Source organism: Sunxiuqinia rutila (assembly GCF_050589705.1).
In the GTDB taxonomy this organism is placed as follows: Bacteria; Bacteroidota; Bacteroidia; order Bacteroidales; family Prolixibacteraceae; genus Sunxiuqinia; species Sunxiuqinia rutila.
In genome coordinates, this window is the sequence record NZ_JBNGOT010000014.1 from 95628 (window position 1) to 113924 (window position 18297).

14 protein-coding genes are annotated in these 18297 nt (G+C 43.6%); 10 read left to right on the plus strand and 4 right to left on the minus strand.

From position 1 onward, the window contains the following. Window positions 1-51: 51 nt before the first annotated feature. The 8 genes from ACRD6K_RS16130 to ACRD6K_RS16165 all read left to right on the plus strand — a co-directional run bounded on the left by ACRD6K_RS16130 (window position 52) and on the right by ACRD6K_RS16165 (window position 11526). Window positions 52-1212: a mandelate racemase/muconate lactonizing enzyme family protein gene (locus tag ACRD6K_RS16130; RefSeq protein ID WP_430974105.1), complete on the plus strand. Its 1161-nt coding sequence runs from the start codon at window positions 52-54 to the stop codon at window positions 1210-1212. A gap of 139 nt (window positions 1213-1351) precedes the next feature. Then, window positions 1352-2140, plus strand: coding sequence for an SDR family NAD(P)-dependent oxidoreductase (locus ACRD6K_RS16135; protein ID WP_430974106.1), 789 nt, complete (start codon window positions 1352-1354; stop codon window positions 2138-2140). 176 nt (window positions 2141-2316) lie between these two features. Next, a complete protein-coding gene (locus ACRD6K_RS16140) occupies window positions 2317-3192 on the plus strand; it encodes an SMP-30/gluconolactonase/LRE family protein (RefSeq protein WP_299580509.1) in 876 nt (291 codons plus the stop codon). A 226-nt stretch (window positions 3193-3418) separates the two neighbouring features. Continuing rightward, window positions 3419-4417: an L-rhamnose/proton symporter RhaT gene (locus tag ACRD6K_RS16145; protein WP_430974107.1), complete on the plus strand. Its 999-nt coding sequence runs from the start codon at window positions 3419-3421 to the stop codon at window positions 4415-4417. A gap of 377 nt (window positions 4418-4794) precedes the next feature. Continuing rightward, complete coding sequence (locus ACRD6K_RS16150) at window positions 4795-5382, plus strand: RNA polymerase sigma-70 factor (protein WP_299580494.1); 588 nt, start codon at window positions 4795-4797, stop codon at window positions 5380-5382. 133 nt (window positions 5383-5515) lie between these two features. Continuing rightward, on the plus strand, window positions 5516-6493 hold the full coding sequence (locus tag ACRD6K_RS16155) for a FecR family protein (protein WP_430974108.1): 978 nt from the start codon (window positions 5516-5518) through the stop codon (window positions 6491-6493). Between the two features lie 113 nt (window positions 6494-6606). Further along, window positions 6607-9945 carry a SusC/RagA family TonB-linked outer membrane protein gene (locus ACRD6K_RS16160; protein WP_430974109.1) on the plus strand — a complete coding sequence of 1113 codons (3339 nt, stop codon included), beginning with the start codon at window positions 6607-6609 and terminating at the stop codon, window positions 9943-9945. 12 nt (window positions 9946-9957) lie between these two features. Further along, on the plus strand, window positions 9958-11526 hold the full coding sequence (locus ACRD6K_RS16165) for a RagB/SusD family nutrient uptake outer membrane protein (protein ID WP_430974110.1): 1569 nt from the start codon (window positions 9958-9960) through the stop codon (window positions 11524-11526). 321 nt (window positions 11527-11847) lie between these two features. Here ACRD6K_RS16165 and ACRD6K_RS16170 read toward each other — a convergent pair whose 3' ends face one another. The 4 genes from ACRD6K_RS16170 to ACRD6K_RS16185 form a co-directional block, all read right to left on the minus strand. Next, the gene (locus tag ACRD6K_RS16170) at window positions 11848-12246 is read right to left on the minus strand and encodes a YchJ family protein (RefSeq protein ID WP_430974111.1); all 399 of its coding nucleotides are present in this window, start codon (window positions 12244-12246) and stop codon (window positions 11848-11850) included. Then, window positions 12239-12934 (minus strand): DUF2293 domain-containing protein, encoded by a 696-nt coding sequence (locus ACRD6K_RS16175; RefSeq protein ID WP_430974112.1) that lies wholly within the window; start codon window positions 12932-12934, stop codon window positions 12239-12241. The genes ACRD6K_RS16170 and ACRD6K_RS16175 overlap by 8 nt, the downstream gene beginning before the upstream one ends. Before the next feature lie 90 nt (window positions 12935-13024). Further along, window positions 13025-15511 carry an ATP-dependent helicase HrpB gene (gene hrpB / locus ACRD6K_RS16180; RefSeq protein WP_430974113.1) on the minus strand — a complete coding sequence of 829 codons (2487 nt, stop codon included), beginning with the start codon at window positions 15509-15511 and terminating at the stop codon, window positions 13025-13027. Between the two features lie 129 nt (window positions 15512-15640). Then, complete coding sequence (locus ACRD6K_RS16185; RefSeq protein WP_430974114.1) at window positions 15641-16663, minus strand: LacI family DNA-binding transcriptional regulator; 1023 nt, start codon at window positions 16661-16663, stop codon at window positions 15641-15643. 193 nt (window positions 16664-16856) lie between these two features. Here ACRD6K_RS16185 and ACRD6K_RS16190 point away from each other — a divergent pair, with 193 nt between their 5' ends. Together ACRD6K_RS16190 and ACRD6K_RS16195 are read left to right on the plus strand one after the other, a co-directional pair. After that, window positions 16857-17249, plus strand: coding sequence for an L-rhamnose mutarotase (locus ACRD6K_RS16190; protein ID WP_299580469.1), 393 nt, complete (start codon window positions 16857-16859; stop codon window positions 17247-17249). Window position 17250: 1 nt separating this feature from the next. Further along, window positions 17251-18288, plus strand: a complete 1038-nt coding sequence (locus ACRD6K_RS16195) for an aldo/keto reductase (RefSeq protein WP_299580466.1) — start codon at window positions 17251-17253, stop codon at window positions 18286-18288. Window positions 18289-18297 lie beyond the last annotated feature (9 nt).

Sequence of the window (18297 nt, forward strand, 5' to 3'; positions counted from 1 at the left end):
AAATAGCCATGATTGACGGATTTTAAGATCATGGCGCTAACGATAGAATGAATGAAGATTACAGATGTTAAAGTATGGTTGGTTGAAGGTGTAAAGTACAACTGGACTTTATTGAAAATTTATACCGACGAAGGAATTACTGGGGTTGGCGAAGCGACAAACTGGCCCGGAAGTCAAATGATCGAAGCTGCTGCAGTTGAAGCAGGAAAACGTATTATCGGCTTGGATCCGATGCGGACTGACTTTATCTGGACCAAATTATATCGCGATTTGAATTGGGTTGGTCCTTTTGGTGCAAGTATGTGTGCTATTTCGGGTATTGACATGGCCTTGCTCGATTTGAAAGCAAAGAAACTGGGAGTCCCGATGTATGAGTTGCTGGGAGGGGCGTTTCGTACAAAAATCAGGCTGTACGCCAACTACTGGTTTACAGGTGGCGGACACAATGCTGAGGACTATGCGATGCAGGCTCGAAAGGTTATGGACTCTGGCTTTAAGGGCGTTAAATTTGATCCTTTTGCGCATGTCAACTATTTGTATGGTGAAGACCTAAATACGGACTTGGGCTTGAGTCAAGAGCAACAAAATCGAGCTTTTGAGGTGAGCAAAGCTGTTCGCGAAGCGATTGGACCCGATGCTGACCTGATGATCGAAACGCATGCAATGCTTAATTTCAAAACAGCAGTAACGATGGCTGAACGATTGGCTCAGTTGAACATTACCTGGTACGAAGAACCTGCGGGACCTGAAAATGCAAATACCTTAAAAGCTTTACGTGAACGCATCGACCCTAAAGTGTCGATTTGTGTTGGAGAGCGTCATTATACACGTCACGGAATTCGGGATCTGCTGGAGAAGCAGGTGGTGGATGTTATTATGCCGGATATTACCCGTTGTGGTGGCCCTTCGGAAATGAAGCGTATGGCTACCATGGCCGAAACCTACAATGTGTTGTTGGCACCGCATAACCCCAATGGGCCCCTGTCAACATTGGCAAGTGCTCATGTTTGTGCGGCTGTTCCCAATTTCTTCCGGCAGGAGTATATTTATTGCGATGTCCCTTGGCGAGATGAAGTAATTGATCATGCCATTGAGGTCGATCAAGGTTATCTGGTATTATCTGACCGGCCGGGTTTAGGTGTCGATTTGGTTGAGCAAGAAATGGAGAAGCATCCGGGTATCCGTATCGCTAAAAAAGGTTTTTATATTTAGGAATAGGAAAGTACGAAGTGACTAAAGTATATTGACAGAGTTTTTAAGCCTTAAGTTAGTTCGAAGTTGTCCAAGAATCTATTGTCTTGGCTCTAACAAAAGTGTCTTTTAAAAATATAAACAGATAAAACCAATAAAAATGTTAGGGATTAATCTAACCGATAAAGGAGCTATTGTAACAGGTGTTTCCAGTGGTATTGGTGCAGGAGTCGCAAAAGTGCTGGCTGAAGCTGGCTGTCATGTGGCTGGTTGTGCAAGGACATCTGAAGATCAGGATAGTGTCAAAGATTTTATCAAGAGTGTTGAAGCTTTTGGGAGGAAAGCTTTTTACCAAGCGGTTGATGTCACCTCAAAAGAGCAGATTGCCTCTTTTGTTGAAAGTGTTGCCCGTGAATTTAAGCAGATCGATCTAGTGGTTTCCAATGCCGGGGTAAACGTATTTAAAGGAGCTTCGCAGTGCTCCGAAGAAGATTGGACTTATAATCATGAACTAAACCTGGCTTCGCATTGGCGCTTGGCAAAAGCAAGCCGGAAACATTTAGAAGCAAGTTCTTCAGGAGTTTTTGTCGTTATGACTTCCAATCATGCTTACTCGTCAATTCCTGGTTGTTTTCCATACAATGTGACCAAAACGGCACTTACTGGTTTGGTTCGTGCCATGGCAATTGAATGGGGACCCTCTGTTCGGGTTGTGGGAATAGCTCCTGGATTTATCGATACTCCCGGAAACGATAAATGGTTTAACTCGTTCCCGGACGCAGCCGCTGAACGTCAACGAACAATTGATTTGCATCCGGCGGGAAAACTTGGTACCCCAGAAGAAGTTGGAGCATGGTGTGCTTTTCTGGCAAGTGACTTTGCTGCTTTCGCAACGGGTACAACCTATCTTTTGGATGGAGGCCGGTCGGCGTTAATGCAGGATAGTTAGAATTGATGACTTATTATTTCTGAATTGCGGATGGAGATAGACCTTGGGAATCCAGCTTATGAGTTTCAGGTTCCAAGTATCAGGTTGTTTGGATATCCGAACATCTGAAAGTGTAACATCCGGCATTTATGAAACTTTCGTTATTACTCTCAACATTGTTGATTACGAATTTACTTATGGGACAAAAAGTCGAGCTTGTTGAAAATACGCCAGTGGCAATTTTAGGAGAAGGCACGGTGTGGCACCCCTTTGAAAAGGTATTGTATTGGGTGGATATTACCGGAGAAAAACTTCATCGCTACGATCCGGTAAAGAAGGAAAATAAAACGTACCCAACGGGAAGTATGATTGGTACTGTCGTTCCTGCCGCTGGCGAGTATACTGTTTTGCTGGCATTGGAAACGGGTATTTATGGAATGGCAGCGAACGGTGTTTTGCATCAATTGATCAACTATCCGAACGAATTGCAAGGGAATCGGTTTAACGATGGGAAATGCGATCCGGCCGGTCGTTTTTGGGTGGGAACAATGAACAAGAAAGTTGTGAAAGGAGCTGGAAATCTCTATGTTTTTGATGGGCAGGTTTTGACTGTGAAACAAGCAGAAGTAACGATTTCCAATGGAATTGTTTGGGCTTCTGATGGACAAACGATGTATTTCATTGACACCGCTGAACAGTGCATTTTTGCCTACGACTTCACGCAGGCGACCGGAGAATTGTCTAATCGTAGGATTGCCATAAATGTACCGGCTGAGCTTGGAGCTCCGGATGGTATGACCATTGATTCGGAGGGAATGTTGTGGGTTGCCCATTGGGGCGGTCATGCCGTTATTCAGTGGAATCCAAATACGGGGGAACAACTGCGGGTAATCGATGTTCCCGCCCCTCATGTAACTTCCTGCGCTTTTGGTGGAGCTGATCTTAACACCTTGTTTATCTCAACAGCTAAAGAAGGCTTGTCTGAAAAGCAATTGCAAGCATACCCTTTAAGCGGCTCGCTTTTTCAAATTGCCCTTGATGTGCAAGGACTACCCGCAGGAGTCTATCGGTAGTTTCTACTTACCGTTATCACTTTACGTCATTGCGAAAGGAGTGCAGCAATCTTTCTGATTCAGTAGTCAGCATCTCATGAATGGGAATCGAAACAATATTGTTAAGGAATAGAATACATATTCTTTTTTGATAATTTAGTTCATAAAATGAAAAAATAGTCCATTTAAACAGAGAATCAACTCTCTATCTTTAGTATATTAATAGAACATAACCTAACTAAATAAAATGAATTTCTTTTCCGGATTACTCATTGTTGTTCTTGCAGGCGTGTTGCAAGGATCATTTTTCTTACCAATGACTTATACCAAAAAATGGCAATGGGCACATAGCTGGTTTGCTTTTTCGTTATTGGCTATGTTGTTGGTTAATTGGGGAATTGCCCTGCTAACTATCAATGGTATTACTTCTATTATTGCGGCTGTTCCGGTTCAACTACTGTTGCTGGTGGCCGTATTTGGTTTATTATGGGGTATTGGAGCTATCCTTTTTGGCAAGGCAATGGATATGTTGGGAATGGCACTTGGCTATCCCATTATTATGGGCATTAATGCCATTACAGGGACTTTAGTTCCGGCCTTATTTTTTTCATCCTCAATTTTTTTGGAGCTCAAAGGACTGTTAATTCTTTTTGGGGCTTTGGTTTCGGTTGTTGGAATCTACTATTGTGCGAGGGCTTCCTCTCAAAAAGATAAAAGTTCGAAACTCTCGAATTATACAACCACGGGCTTGATTCTGGCTGTTATCTCTGGTTTTACTTCGTGTTTACCCAATTTGGGAGCTGCTTTTAGTCAGGATATTACCCGAATTGCTGTCGAACATGGCGTAGGACAGGCGATGGCTGGAAATGTAATTTGGTCTTTGTTTTTTACAGCAGGATCTCTGGTGAATATGGGATATTGCTTGTTTGTTCTTATAAAAGGAAAAGAATTGAAAGCATTTATTAATGAGCATAAAACGATGAATTGGGGACTGATCCTGGGCATGTCAGCTATGTGGATTGGAAGTTTCTATGCTTATGGCTATGGCGCTGTTGTTTTGGGCGATTTAGGCTTGGTTGTTGGATGGCCGCTTTTGGTATCATTATCCATTGTCATTGGCAACCTCTGGGGAATATTCCGGGGAGAATGGATAGGAGCTCCTCATAAAGCCCGTAAAACGCTCAATTTTGGAATTGTTTTGTTGATTGGTTCCGTTCTTATTATTGCATTAAACAACCTTGTATAACAGGTTATTTCAATAAAGGATTTAAAAAAATAGCGCTTATGCTTTCAGATAAAGTGGTTTTGGCCTTAGCTTCTTTTTCAATTCTGGTTTCAGGATGTAAGTCCGGTGTTTCACCGGGTAAAGAAATGCCTTCAAAACCGAGTTTCACGCATGGGAAAACGAGTTAGCAGAACCTCTTTGACAAACACACCCCGTTGGAAACAACATACATTGGACAGATACAACCAGGTTTATGTTGATTCGTTGCGGCGGGAGTAAGTTTATTCTCTGTTTGAATGGCATTGCAGGTTGGGGTAGAAGTAGGATAGGTAATAAAAACAATAAATAGATAACATGTCAATAGTATAGATAAGCTCATTTCTTTTATTTTTGTGCCAATGCAAATTATTGATGGAGTAGAAGAAGGCGTATTGATTGATAAACTCATTCAGGGTGATCAGCTCGCTTTTGAAAAGCTTTTTCGGTTTTATTATCCCGGATTAGCGGTTTATGCTCGTCAGTTTGTTACTGATGCCGAAAAGGCTGAAGAAATTGTACAAGACTTTTTTGTTCGCTTTTGGGAGAAACACACCTCCCTGCAACCTTCTGATTCTTTAAAATCCTATTTGTTCTCTTCTGTAAAAAACAGTAGCCTCAATGTATTGAAGCGTTTAAAAGTAGAAGAGCGATATCTGCGCAATATTCAGCTGTTATCCGATGATCATTTGCTGTACGACCCGGATTTATATATAGCCTCCGAATTGCAGGATAAAATACAAAAGGCTATCGATAAGTTGCCTGATCGATGTCGCGAGGTTTTTATTTTGAGCCGGATTAATGGCTTGAAGAATGATGAAATTGCATTGCAGTTAAACATTTCAAAGCGAACCGTTGAAACTCAAATTAGCAAGGCCTTAAAGATCCTTAAGGTTGAACTGAAAGAATATATTGGACTCCTGGCTCTTTGGGGATTCATTAATCTTTAATCTTTTTTATCCTTTTCTTAATTTTTTTTGAAATCTGCATACGTGTAGTTGCTGTGGCAATTGTATTGTTAGTGTAAGAAAGAACAAAAGCGTTGCATTCTTACAGAACTAATTTCTAATCTATTGGTGCCAGATGCATATAAAAGATACCGACAATGCCAGAATAGCTGATTTCATAAGAAGCAGAGAATCATTAACCGAAGAGCAGCAGCTTGTCGAAGCTGGAAAAATCATCAATCAAATTAACGAAGTTGATGTAACAACTGCCTGGAGAAATGTTTCTGGTAGAATAAATCAACCTAAAACTTCTCGTTTAATTTTTCGTCAACTTCAGCGGATCGCTGCTGTATTATTTTTCCCCGTCCTGTTGGTTTCCATGTGGAGCTTGTTTGTAAAAATCCCTGAGATAAAAAGTACGCTAATTGCTCATCAGGAAGTGACCAGCCCCATTGGCTGCCGCACAAAAGTAGAGTTGCCTGATGGTACCTATGCTTGGTTAAATGCCGAAAGTACCATTAAGTTTCCGGTTCCTTTCATCGGTCAAAAAAGGGAAGTAGAACTGATGGGCGAGGCTTATTTTGAGGTTACCCCAAACAAGGAAAAACCGTTTGTTATTACTTCGGATGAAGCAAAGGTAACTGTTCTGGGAACCAGCTTTAACTTTCGGTCTTATGAAGAAGACAAGGTTGTGGAAGTGGTGCTGAAAGAAGGAGCCGTTCGGCTCGAAAGTGAGTACAATAACATCGCTAGCGAATACTTGATGAAGCCGAACAACCGGGTGGTGGTGAATAAACGTTCTGGCGAGTTAAAGATTACCGATGTACATGTTGATAAATACATTGCATGGCATAAAAATAAGCTGGTTTTTGATGAAAGTTCGATTGATGAACTTGCTGCAAAACTGGAACGTTGGTATGGTGTGGAAGTGATTATTCAGGATAAGAACTTGCAGGCATATCGTTTCTCCACCACCTTCGAAAACGAATCACTGCAGCATGTAATCGACCTCCTGGAATTATCCTCTCCAATTAACATTGAATATAAACAGGCTGAATACAAACCAGAAGCAAAAACCGTCACTAAATCTAAAATAATTATAACCAAAAGATAAAGGCGTTGCCTATGACAAAACCCAAAACAAAGAAAGGAAGTGCAGCGAACACTTCCCTTCAAAATTTACCCGACAGGGGTAAATTATTTAATAATAATTAACAGGATAAATTTATGAAAAAAATGACGAAACCCTTGGGTGTATTTTTTAATGCACACCGGAAAATTCTTACAATTATGCGAAATGCAGCTTTTTTAATTCTCTTTACCAGCTTGCAGGTTGTTGCAGGCATGAGTTATTCGCAGTCAACCAGATTGTCGCTGAATAAAAGTAATGTGACTATAAAAGACGTTCTGATGGAAATAGAAAATCAGAGCGGAATGTATTTTCTGTATAATAGTGAGTTGATTGATGTTCAGGAAAAAGTGGATGCTTCTTTCACCAATGAGAAACTGGATGTCATTCTGAATAAGCTATTCGAAGATAAAAATGTTCAAGTAATTGTAAACGACCGGCATATTGTTTTAACTCCGGGAAGTACAAGCTCGAACCTCCAGCAGCAGAAAACAATCTCTGGAAAAGTAACCGACGCCTTGGGGCAGCCCTTACCCGGTGTTACAGTTTTGGTAAAAGGAACAACCATTGGTATTGTTACTGACTTTGATGGTCTTTACACTCTTACTGAAGTGCCTGCCGGAGCTACCTTGGTTTTCTCGTTTGTTGGAATGAAGTCACAGGAAGTAGAAGTGGCCGGGAAAAACCAGATCGATATTGCCCTGGCTGAGGATGCGATTGGCATTGAGGAAGTTGTGGCGATTGGTTACGGTACCCAGAAGAAAGTAAACCTGACCGGATCGGTTTCTGCAGTTAATGCCGATGCCTTGGAGAACCGACCTGTTACCAATGTTTCCTCAGCCTTACAAGGACTAATGCCAGGTGCTACGGTTACTCAAACCAGCGGTCAGCCGGGTAAAGATGCTGGTGGTATCCGAATTCGTGGTATCGGAACTCTTAATAATTCGAACCCCATGTATGTTGTGGATGGAATGGTTGTTGGAAATATCAATGACATCGATCCCAGCGATATTGCATCCATTTCTATTTTGAAAGATGCGGCATCAGCAGCAATCTATGGGTCACGTGCCTCGAATGGGGTGATTTTGGTGACAACTAAAAAAGGGAATAGCAAAGAAACAACCTTGAAATACGAAGGTTACATTGGCTGGCAACAACCAACACAACTTCTTGAACATCTTCCTTCCTGGGAATATGCCGAGCTGTATAACAAAGCTTTGGTTAATGAAAATAAATCGCCTGCTTATACCGAGGCTGAAATTGAAAAATTCAAGAATGGTAGTGATCCCGACAATTATCCGAACACCGATTGGGCTGGCTTATTTTATAAGAAAAGTGGTTTTCAGCAAAGTCACCGTGCGCAAATCAGTGGAGGTAGCGACAACACCACTTATTTGATTTCATTAGGTTACCTGGATCAAGGAGGAATTATCGATAATGCGGGATTTAAGCGTTACAACGGACGGGCAAACATAACCACAACAATCAATAAATTTGAGGTTAACTTTAACATGTCGTTTACTCAGGGAAATACGACTGAACCAACAAACCCATACACGGGCGATATGTACCAGATATTTCGGCAAATTAACCGAATTGCGCCTTTCGTCCCTTACAAATACTCAACCGGAGATTATGGTTATATTGCCGATGGTAACCCCTTGGCATGGATGGATCTGGGTGCTATACGGGAAGAGAAATACCGGAAGACACGCGGTATCGGAAATATAAGTTATGAGCCCATCAAAGGATTAAAAATTAAGGAAATCCTGGGTTATGAATACACTGGTACTTCGGATGAAAAATTCATTAAAGACATTCAGTTCTATAATTGGAAAACGGGTGAGCCAACGCTTTACCAGGGGCCAAACAGTCAAAAAGACATTCGGGCAGACTACCAAACTGTTAGTTTGCAAACTTTGGTGACTTATGAAAAGACGTTTGGAAAACATACAATTCAGGCTTTGGGAGGTTTTTCGCAGGAAAGCTCACGTACCGATTGGAACAGTTCCTACCGGAAGTCTTTTTTGAATAATGAACTGTGGGAGGTTAACGCTGGGTCTGCTGATGGTCAGGTAGCCGAAGGTTCGGCTTACGAGTATTCTTTAAGATCATATTTTGGACGTATTTCATACAACTTCAATGATAAATATTTATTAGAGGCGAATGTACGTCAAGATGGTAGTTCCCGCATCTCGAAAGATAATCGTTGGGGTACTTTTCCTTCATTTTCCGGAGCATGGCGTGCGATTAACGAGCCATTTATGGAAAACGTAAAAGATGTGGTGTCGGACTTAAAAATTAGAGCTGGTTGGGGTATTCTTGGAAATCAATCCATTGGGAATTATCCTTACCAATCGGTATTGTCAGCTGCTGATTACCGATTAGGAGGTGCTGTTGTCTCCGGAGTTGCCCTAAAAGATGGTGTGAATACGGACATTAAATGGGAAGAATCAACCACCACCAATATTGGTGTTGACTTAGGCCTTTTCTCTAATAAATTAACTTTTTCTACCGACGTTTACAACCGAATTACTTCTGATGTATTATTGAAATTACCCGTTCCCTCACCTACAGGATTAACTGATCCTTATCAAAATGCGGGTGAGGTGACTAACAAAGGGGTTGAGTTTCAGTTAGGCTACAAACTGAAAAAAGGAGACTGGGACTTCCATATTCTGGCTAATGCAGCTTATAATAAGAATGAAATTACTGACCTTCGTAATGATGGTGCTCGGATATGGGATGGTTATAGTTTCTTGCAAGAGGGCTATCCGATTAACTCCTTTGGTGGCTATATTGCTGAAGGCTTATTCAGAACACAGGAAGATTTGGACAATAGTGCTGTCATCAATCGCGGACAGGCTGCTTTGGGCGATATTAAATATAAAGACGTAAACAACGATGGTAAAATTAATGCTGAAGACCGTGAATTTTTAGGTAGCTGGATGCCTGCTTGGACCTTTGGAACCACCTTGTCTGCCTCTTGGAAAGGCTTGGATCTTCAACTTCTGTTCCAGGGGGCAGCCCAAGTGAAGAGTTATGTCCAGAATGAGTTTGTAGGTAAATTGACTGGCTTTACGGATAAACCTACTGTTGTTTTCCGTGATTCTTACGACAAGGATACCAATCCAGACGGGAATTTCCCCCGACCTCTTTCTTCATGGAATGTTAATTCATCCAGTAGCTATCCTTCATCTTTTTGGGTTGTTGATGGTTCTTATTTACGATTGAAGAACCTGCAGTTTGGCTATACTTTGCCTAAAATGATGACGAATTCTGCCGGATTGTCGAGAGTGAGAATTTACTACAGTGGCCAAAACTTACTGACTTTTACCGGTCTTCGTAAAGGCGTAGATCCAGAAGCTCCTGCTGGTGCCAGGGCTTATTACCCACAGGTGAAAACCAATACGATTGGCTTAAGTGTAACATTTTAAAAATTCAGGATTATGAAAAGATATAGTTTATTATTAATTGCCCTGCTGTTCCTTTTTTCATGTGAGCAGGACTTTATGGACAAAAATCCATTAGACCAGATTTCCAATGAATCGTTCTGGAATAATGAAAAAGATGCCATTGCTGCGGCCAATGGGTGCTATTCCGACTGGTGGGATATGTATTACGTAATTTACATGGATTGTGCATCAGACAATTGCTATAATCCATTCCCCTGGGAGGGATTCCAGGTACAAGCAAGCGGAAATGCAACTCCTAGCGATGCCGGACAGAGCTTCATGGGGTTCAGCACGATTACCCGCTGCAATAGTTTCCTTGAAAATATTTCTCGTCCAGAGATGGATGAAAGCCTGCGGAAACGCTTAACAGCAGAGGTGCGTTTTTTACGTGCCTGGGATTATTTTGTTAAAGTAACAATTTATGGTGATGTGCCTTTGGTAACTCAAGTGCTTAATCCATCAGAGGCCAACGTTCCTCGCAACCCTAAAGCCGATGTTGTTAAATTTGTTTTAGATGAATTGACTGCGGCGGCGGCTGATCTTCCTGCTTCTTATTCCGGGCCTGATGTTGGTCGCATTACGAAAGGAGCCGCCTTATCGGTAAAAGCAAGAATGGAAATTTTTGAAGGAAAATATGTCGAATGTGCTGCTACTTGTCAGCAGATCATGGATCTGGGCTATTCATTAGTGCCTGAATACAAGAACATTTTTAAACTGTCGAACCAGGATAATAGTGAAGTGATTCTTGATGTGCAATACAATGAAGGTATTGGAACAACATGGGTCTTGGGTGTTTTGCCCCCGAACTCTTCAGGTGGTTGGTGCTCGGTTAATCCAACACAATCGTTGGTTGATAGTTATGAATGTGTTGATGGAAAAACAATTGCAGAGTCTTCGGTTTATAATGCCGATGAGCCGTATAAAAATCGCGATCCACGATTGGAAGCCAGCATCGTTTATCCCGGTGGATTGTACGAAGGAGCCTATTTTAACCCGATTGATGTAAATGACCCTAATGGGGATTATTATGCGCCTTATGGGCGCTCAAAAACTGGGTACAATCCGCGGAAATATGTTGACGATTTAAGTGATTTTCCGGATATTTGGGATTCAGGAATGAATGCAATCGTTATTCGCTATGCCGAGATTTTGTTGATGTATGCGGAATCAAAAATTGAAACCAACAGTATTGACGATTCCGTTTATGATGCGATCGATGAAATTCGGAACCGTGCCGGAATGCCTTCTGTAGACCGTGCAGTATACAATAATCAGACAACATTGCGTGAATTGATTCGTCGTGAACGTCGTGTTGAATTAGCCATGGAAGGATTACGTTGGTTTGATATCTGCCGCTGGAAAATTGGCGAGGAGGTAATGGATGCAACAGTGTATGGCGCCCGTTTGGGAACAGTAGATCCGGCCAATGGAGCTTTGACACTCACCGATGACCGTATTGAGGTTGAAACAAGAGTTTTTCAGGCGAATAAGCACTATCTATGGCCTATTCCTCAAAGTGTTATCGATGCTACTCCTGCAATAACACAAAACCCGAACTATTAATTTTCATAGATTTTATATACAGTATTTAAGGGAGGGAGGCATTGCTTCCCTCTTTTTTTCATTCCACAACGATTCAGGAAGTTAAGATTGATGATTAAACGAACTGAAAGACAGCCGGCATGCCAGAGAAGGATTGCTTACGTCTTGAATTGTTCTGATCGTGATTTAACTGACTTCTTTTACTGAAACATAGGGAAATAAAATCATTTTTTTAATCAAGAGGAATTAGTTGATTCTTTTTACTCTGTGTTGCTTTAATTCTGCTGGTTTTGCGAGTTTTATGAATTGTAGGCTATTCCCACTAGTTGAAGGAAGTAGCACTTACCCCTTATGTACTCCGGAATAATAAAGCCACTGGCCTTGTTCTTTTTTGAAAAAGGAGTTCTCGTGGATCTGTTGCAGTTGCCCGTTTTCGAGGTAGAGTGCTTTAAATTCCACATAGCCGCATGAATCGGCGGCTTGGCCTCCTTGGGTGTTTAGAATTTGTAAGCCCATCCATTGAACGGATTTGGCCCAGTTATCAATGGCTTTTTGTTCTTTTACCGGCCTGGTTTTGGGGTGGTGGCTTCGCATGAGATAGGCTCCGTCTGCTTGGGTAAATGCAACGTAGCGGGATCGCATCAGTTCCTGAGCGGTGGCTGCCTGACGTTTTCCTGAAATGATAGCTAAGCAGCAGTCAGCTGCCATTTGCTGTGAGCCACATGGGCATAATTTATTCATGATGATTCAATTTTGTTTGTTTCTGAATGGCTTTCATGAGCGGACAATTGGGGAGAATTGCTTCGCCCTTTCGGTATTGACTTAGCAGCTGGACGGATTGCTGGGCTAATTGCCGACGGACAGCTCTTCGTTCGCCTTTGATACGCGCTATTTTTAGGTTGTCGTAGGCGGTGGTTTGGTGGCGCATCCAGGCGATAACTGCTTTGGCCGCTCTTTCTTCCAAAGGAATAAGCTGCGTGCGCGCAACGGTGCCACTTCCCACCGGGATGGCATGTTGGGTAATTGCCTGAGCCATTTGCCGGGCAAGTGTTGCATAAGACGCATGAAAGTTCAAGTAGTTCACAACCGCCTGTAAAAACTCACCTTCATACAACTGTTGCTTTTTTACCCGTCGCTGGATATCTGCAGCTCTTTTCTTTTGGTAACCTTCCGTGCTTCTTACGGCGGCAACCTGCTGTTTGGCTATTGCAATCGTGTCAGCTGGAGCCCAAACTCCTTTGGAGATGGTCTTTCGTCCTTTTTTATACTGAACACGCCAATAATTTCCTTGTGCTGTTACCTTTCGGGTAACTCCTGCATCGCCCGCTGGTAGGAAGCTCCAGCCAGCAGGAGGAGTGACCAATTCTCCCTTTTCTCCAATTAATTGTCCGTTTTTCCCGGGGGCAACTATTTTTATATTGTTAGTCATGATGATCGATCGTTAGATTTTGGGGCTGTAGTTTTCCTCTTCGCTCTTTTCCTTTTCCTGTGCCTTCGCCTTTGCCTGTTCCTGTACCTGTCACGATTGCCTCCGTTTTACGCCTCGCAGCGCCTCGGCGGTCCAGGGATCATCAGGCCAGGCATGTTTTGGATAACGCCGTTTAAGTTCTTTCTTTACTTCGAAATAGGCATTGTTCCAGAAGCTTCTTAGGTCTGAAGTAATCTGCACCGGTTTAAATCCCGGGGAAAGCAGGTGCATTAAAACATTGACTTGCCCGTTGTTGACTTTGGGAGTATCCTCCATGCCAAATACTTCCTGTAAGCGCACCGCCAGCACGGGGGCTTCGCCATTAGACTGGTAAGACAGCTTGATTGTTGAGCCACTGGGAACTTGCAGTTTTTGTGGAGCTAATTTATCAAGCATTTGTTGTTGCTCTTGGCTTAAATGATAATGCAAGGCACTTTCGAGATCAATCTTTTTTAGATCTTCTGTCTTGCGTATATTTTGAAGGTAAGGCGTTAACCAATTCGGATTGGTTTGTAGCAAATTTTCAGTTGAAAAATCCGGCCATTGCGCTTCCGGATTCCAGTGTCGCAAACTCATCACCCGGTTTTGCCATTGGGTAACGCGTTCATTAAATTTTAACAGGTGTTTACCTTCTTTGGAAATGGCTTCTGTAAGGACCGTTAAGACTTGATCGCTATCTGGATTTGGGAGTGGTTTTGATTGTAAAACAATGCCCCCAATTCGGAGTTCTTTTGTTGCAATCAATCCTCCTTTCTTGCTGTCCCAGGCAATCACTTCCCGCTCTTTCACCAAAGGGGCTAAATCTGTTGGATTGAGGGGAGATGCCAGAAAGATCGACCCCATGCCTTCCCGCGCGTTCAAATGGGCAACAGCTAACCAGGCTTCGTGGGCAAGCTCATCTTTATGGCCAGCCATGGCAATGTTGCCGTTGGATAACTGAAACTGCGCATTGTTTCCGGGACGAGCAAATGCAATACGTTCGGGGTAGGCATAAACTAGCAACAGCCCTGTTTCGTAGGGATTGACCATTTCGTTACTTGGTTCGCAACCGATAATGTTTCGGTACGACTCCGCAACTTTCTCAATCCGTTTCATCTTTTTACTGATGCGTTGAGAGGAGCGTTGCTTGCGCAGAGCTTCAATGCGAAGGTTAATGTCAATACCTGCTTCCCGGCCTAGCGGATCCCGTTCTTCCAGAATAGCAGCCAGGTCCGTCGCCAGCGAAACATGGCCGTCATCCTGTGCCATAATTAGCATATGAGCAATACGAGGATGACAGGGGAGACGGTGCAATTGCTTGCCCAGAGCAGTGATCTTTCCATCCTCGAGAGCTTCCAGCTCATGCAATAATTCCGAGGCTTGTTTAAAGGTTCCACGAGGCGGTTCATTGAGCCAGCAGAGTTGCTCCGGTTTGGTAACTCCCCATTGGGCCAAATCCAGAACCAGACTGGCTAAATCCGCTTCCAGGATCTCCGGTGTACGTTGTTCTGCAAGTTGTTCGTGGGTGGCTTTGGTCCACATGCGGTAGCAGCTGCCAGGGCCTAGCCTGCCGGCTCGTCCGGCTCGCTGATCGGCCGAATCTTTGGGGACCTGAACGGTTTCAAGATGTGATAACCCGGTTCGGGGGTTGAAGCGGGACATACGCGCATAGCCCGAATCAACAACCACCTGCACGCCTTCAATCGTGAGGCTGGTTTCAGCAATTGAAGTGGCCAAAATCACTTTGCGTTTGCCTTGCGGACTTGGAAAGATTGCGGCCAGTTGCTTTTGCTTTGGAAGTGCTCCATAAAGCGGGTGAACTTCTATGTTTAGTCGTTCGCTTCGAAGCAAACGCTCACATTTTTTGATTTCGCCTTCGCCAGGCAAAAATACCAGCACGTCACCTGCTTTTTCTTTGATGGCGCGAAGCACTGTTTGAGCCGTTAGCTCCGCAATGAGCCGGATGTCGTTTTCTCCGGTGTAAATCGTGTCAACCGGAAATAGCTTCCCGGAACACTGCACAACCGGGGCTTTTAATAAGCTTGATAATTGAGGCAGGTTCAAGGTGGCCGACATGATCACGATTCGTAAATCGGGCCTTAAAACCTGCTGTGCTTCCCGGCAAAGGGCGAGGGCCAAGTCGGCATGAATACTTCGCTCGTGAAATTCATCGAAGATTACTGTGCCGACACCTTCCAACGAATTGTCGGATTGCAGCATTCTTGTTAGAATGCCTTCGGTGACAACCTCAATCCTGGTTCTGGAACTAATCCGGTTTTCAAATCGAATGCGATATCCGATGGTTTCGCCAACTTCTTCGTTGAGTAAAGAAGCCATTCGTTCGGCAATGCCTCTTGCGGCCAAACGACGAGGTTCCAGCAGAATGATTTTCTGATTGCTGGCTTTTGCCTGCTGCAGCAAAGCCAGGGGCACCAAGGTACTTTTCCCGGCTCCGGGAGGGGCGTTTACAATCAGTGTATTGTTCGTTTGTAGCTTATCCTGAATTTCATCGAGGATCGTTACTACCGGCAGATTAATATGTTGAAATTGAATTGTCAAAATTATGGGTGTCAAAATGAGACTGCAAAAATAGAAAAACCGTTTGATTCCGGGTGGTTCGTTATGCCTGTGACTACAGGGAAGCACTAAAAGGTAACGTTCCGAAGAATCTGTTTGCTGATGTTAGGCTCAGTTTAGCTTGTTTTTTTGAGAGGATTCGCGCTCAACCAACTGGGTTTTTAGAACAAGCGTCTGTGGTGCTTTTTTAGCTTGTTTGGCACTAAAGAATAAGTTCGCCGCAGCTCTGCCCATTTCAAAAGTAGGATGCGTAACGGAGGTCATGGGAGGATCAACCACTGTTGAATGAAACTCATCGGTAAAACCAATTAGTGCAATATCGTCAGGAATACGCAGGCCATGGCGCTTAATTTCTTTCATGGCGGCAAAAGCAACGGTGTCATTGATTCCGAAAACTGCGTCCGGCGGGTTTTTTAGCTCAAGCAAGCGTTTCATGGCCTGTGTGGCCGAGTCGGAGCTGAGGTCACATGCTTCAATCAACTCCGGGACGACAGGCAATTTTGAAGCTTCCAAGCCTGCCAGGTAACCGGTCATTCGTTCTTTGGAAATGTTAAGGTGTTGCGGCCCGGATATAAAAGCAATTCTTCGGCAACTTTGCTGGTAGAAATGCTGGGTGATTGTTTGGGCAGCTTCCGTGTTGTCGGCAGTTACAGAAGGCACCTGTCCGTTAAGGCAAACACGATCAAAAAACACCAGCGGAATATTCAGCCTAAGCAAATCCTCGAAGTGAGCCGTTTCTGTTGTTTCCTGGCTCAGGCAAACGATGAATCCTTCCACCCGTGCACGCAGTAAATTTTCAATGGACTCTTTTTCCTTGGCATACGATTCATTGGAGCTGGCTAATAAAATGAAGTAGCCTTTTTCTTTGGCATAACTTTCAATTCCGGCAATAATGGAGGCATAGAAATGGGTAACCAGATCGGGGACAATCACGCCAATCATGCGGGTTTCCTGCTTAAGAAGGCCCATGGCAAGGGGGTTGGGGCTGTAACGGCGCTCCTGCGCGATCTTTTTCACTTTCTCCTTCATTGCTGTGCTGATATCGGGATGATCTTTCAGCGCACGCGAAACAGTCGAAATAGAAACGTTTAGTTCCCTGGCCAAATCTTTTAATGAAATATGCCTGTTGCCCATAGTTTTTCCTTCTCACACAAAAATAGTCTTTTATCCTATTCTGGTACTATCGCCCCAAGGACTTCTTGTGTTTCAAAACATCTTTTACGAATCGCAAAGCTTGTCGCAAAGCTTTGCATAGAGATATTTACATAGGTTGTTTTGATTAAGAACTGAAAATCACGGAACTTTAAATATTCAAAAAGAAAAAACGATGAAGTTTAAACGCTATTGCAAGACTTTGCTGCTGGAAAATGATCCCAGCCTGATTGAAGCCTACCGGGAGGTTCATAAACCGGAAAATACGTGGCCCGAAATTACACAGGGAATGAAAGAAGTCGGCATTTTGGATATGGAAATTTACATCTTCCAAAACCGCTTATTTATGATTATGGATACGGTGCCTGATTTTGACCATGACCAAGCCATGAAAGAACTTGCTCAAAAGCCCCGTCAAGCCGAATGGGAAGCTTATGTGTCGCGGTTTCAACTGACGACTTCCGAAGCAACAGCTGATGAAAAATGGGTGCTCATGGATCGAATTTATGAGTTGAATCCGCAGCAAACGTGTTTGGCAATAGACGGACAACCAAAGCAAATAGATTAACATGCTAAATAAACAGAATAAAAGCGGGCTCAACTTCCCGACTATTATTTATGGAACCAGTTACCTGGGCAACCTGTACCGCGAATTGTCGGAAACCGAAAAGCTGAACCTGATGCAGGAATGGTTTAAGGTTAGCGATGGAAAAGTGATGATTGACAGTGCGGGGAAGTATGGGGCCGGATTGGCCCTGGAAGTGATTCGGCAGGGGTTGGAAAAGCTTAAGATTGAACCGGAACAAATCACGATTAGCAATAAGCTGGGATGGTACCGGGTGCCGCTGGAAACGGCTGAACCGACTTTTGAGCCGGGAGCCTGGGCTAACCTAAAGTATGATGCGGTGCAAAAAATCAGCTACGACGGAATTTTGGCGTGCTGGCAGCAAGGAGCCGAATTGCTGGGCCCTCATTATAAGCAGGAGTTCGTGTCGGTTCACGATCCGGATGAATACCTGATGGCGGCTGCTGACAGTGCCGATCGTGAACAACGGCTGAAAGATATTTTGGAAGCCTACCGGGCGCTGTTTGAGCTGAAGGAAAAAGGGCTGGTGAAAGCGGTTGGTGTGGGGGCAAAAGATTGGTTGATTATCAGAGAACTATACGAACACGTGAAATTTGACTGGGTGATGTTGGCCAATAAGTTCACCATTTACCACCATCCGAAAGAGATTATCGGCTTTATGCAACAGCTGCATGCTAATGGAGTGGCAATCATTAACTCCGCCATTTTTAATGCCGGATTTTTGACCGGAGGCGATTATTTTGACTATCGAATTCTGCACCCGAATGACCCAGCCGATCAGCCTTTGTTTGCCTGGCGCAAGCAGTTTTTTGCGGTGTGCGAGAAATACGCGGTTCAACCCGGTGATGCCTGCTTGAAATTTGCCTTGTCGGTTCCTGAAATCAACGCGGTGGCACTCAACCCCAGCAAGCCCAAACGCATGGCGAATAACAAGCTTGTGATAAACACGCCGCTACCCGAGGCTTTTTGGCAGGAACTAAAAGAGACAGGAATTATTGATCCGGACTATGCCTATCTGTAAATGATTTAA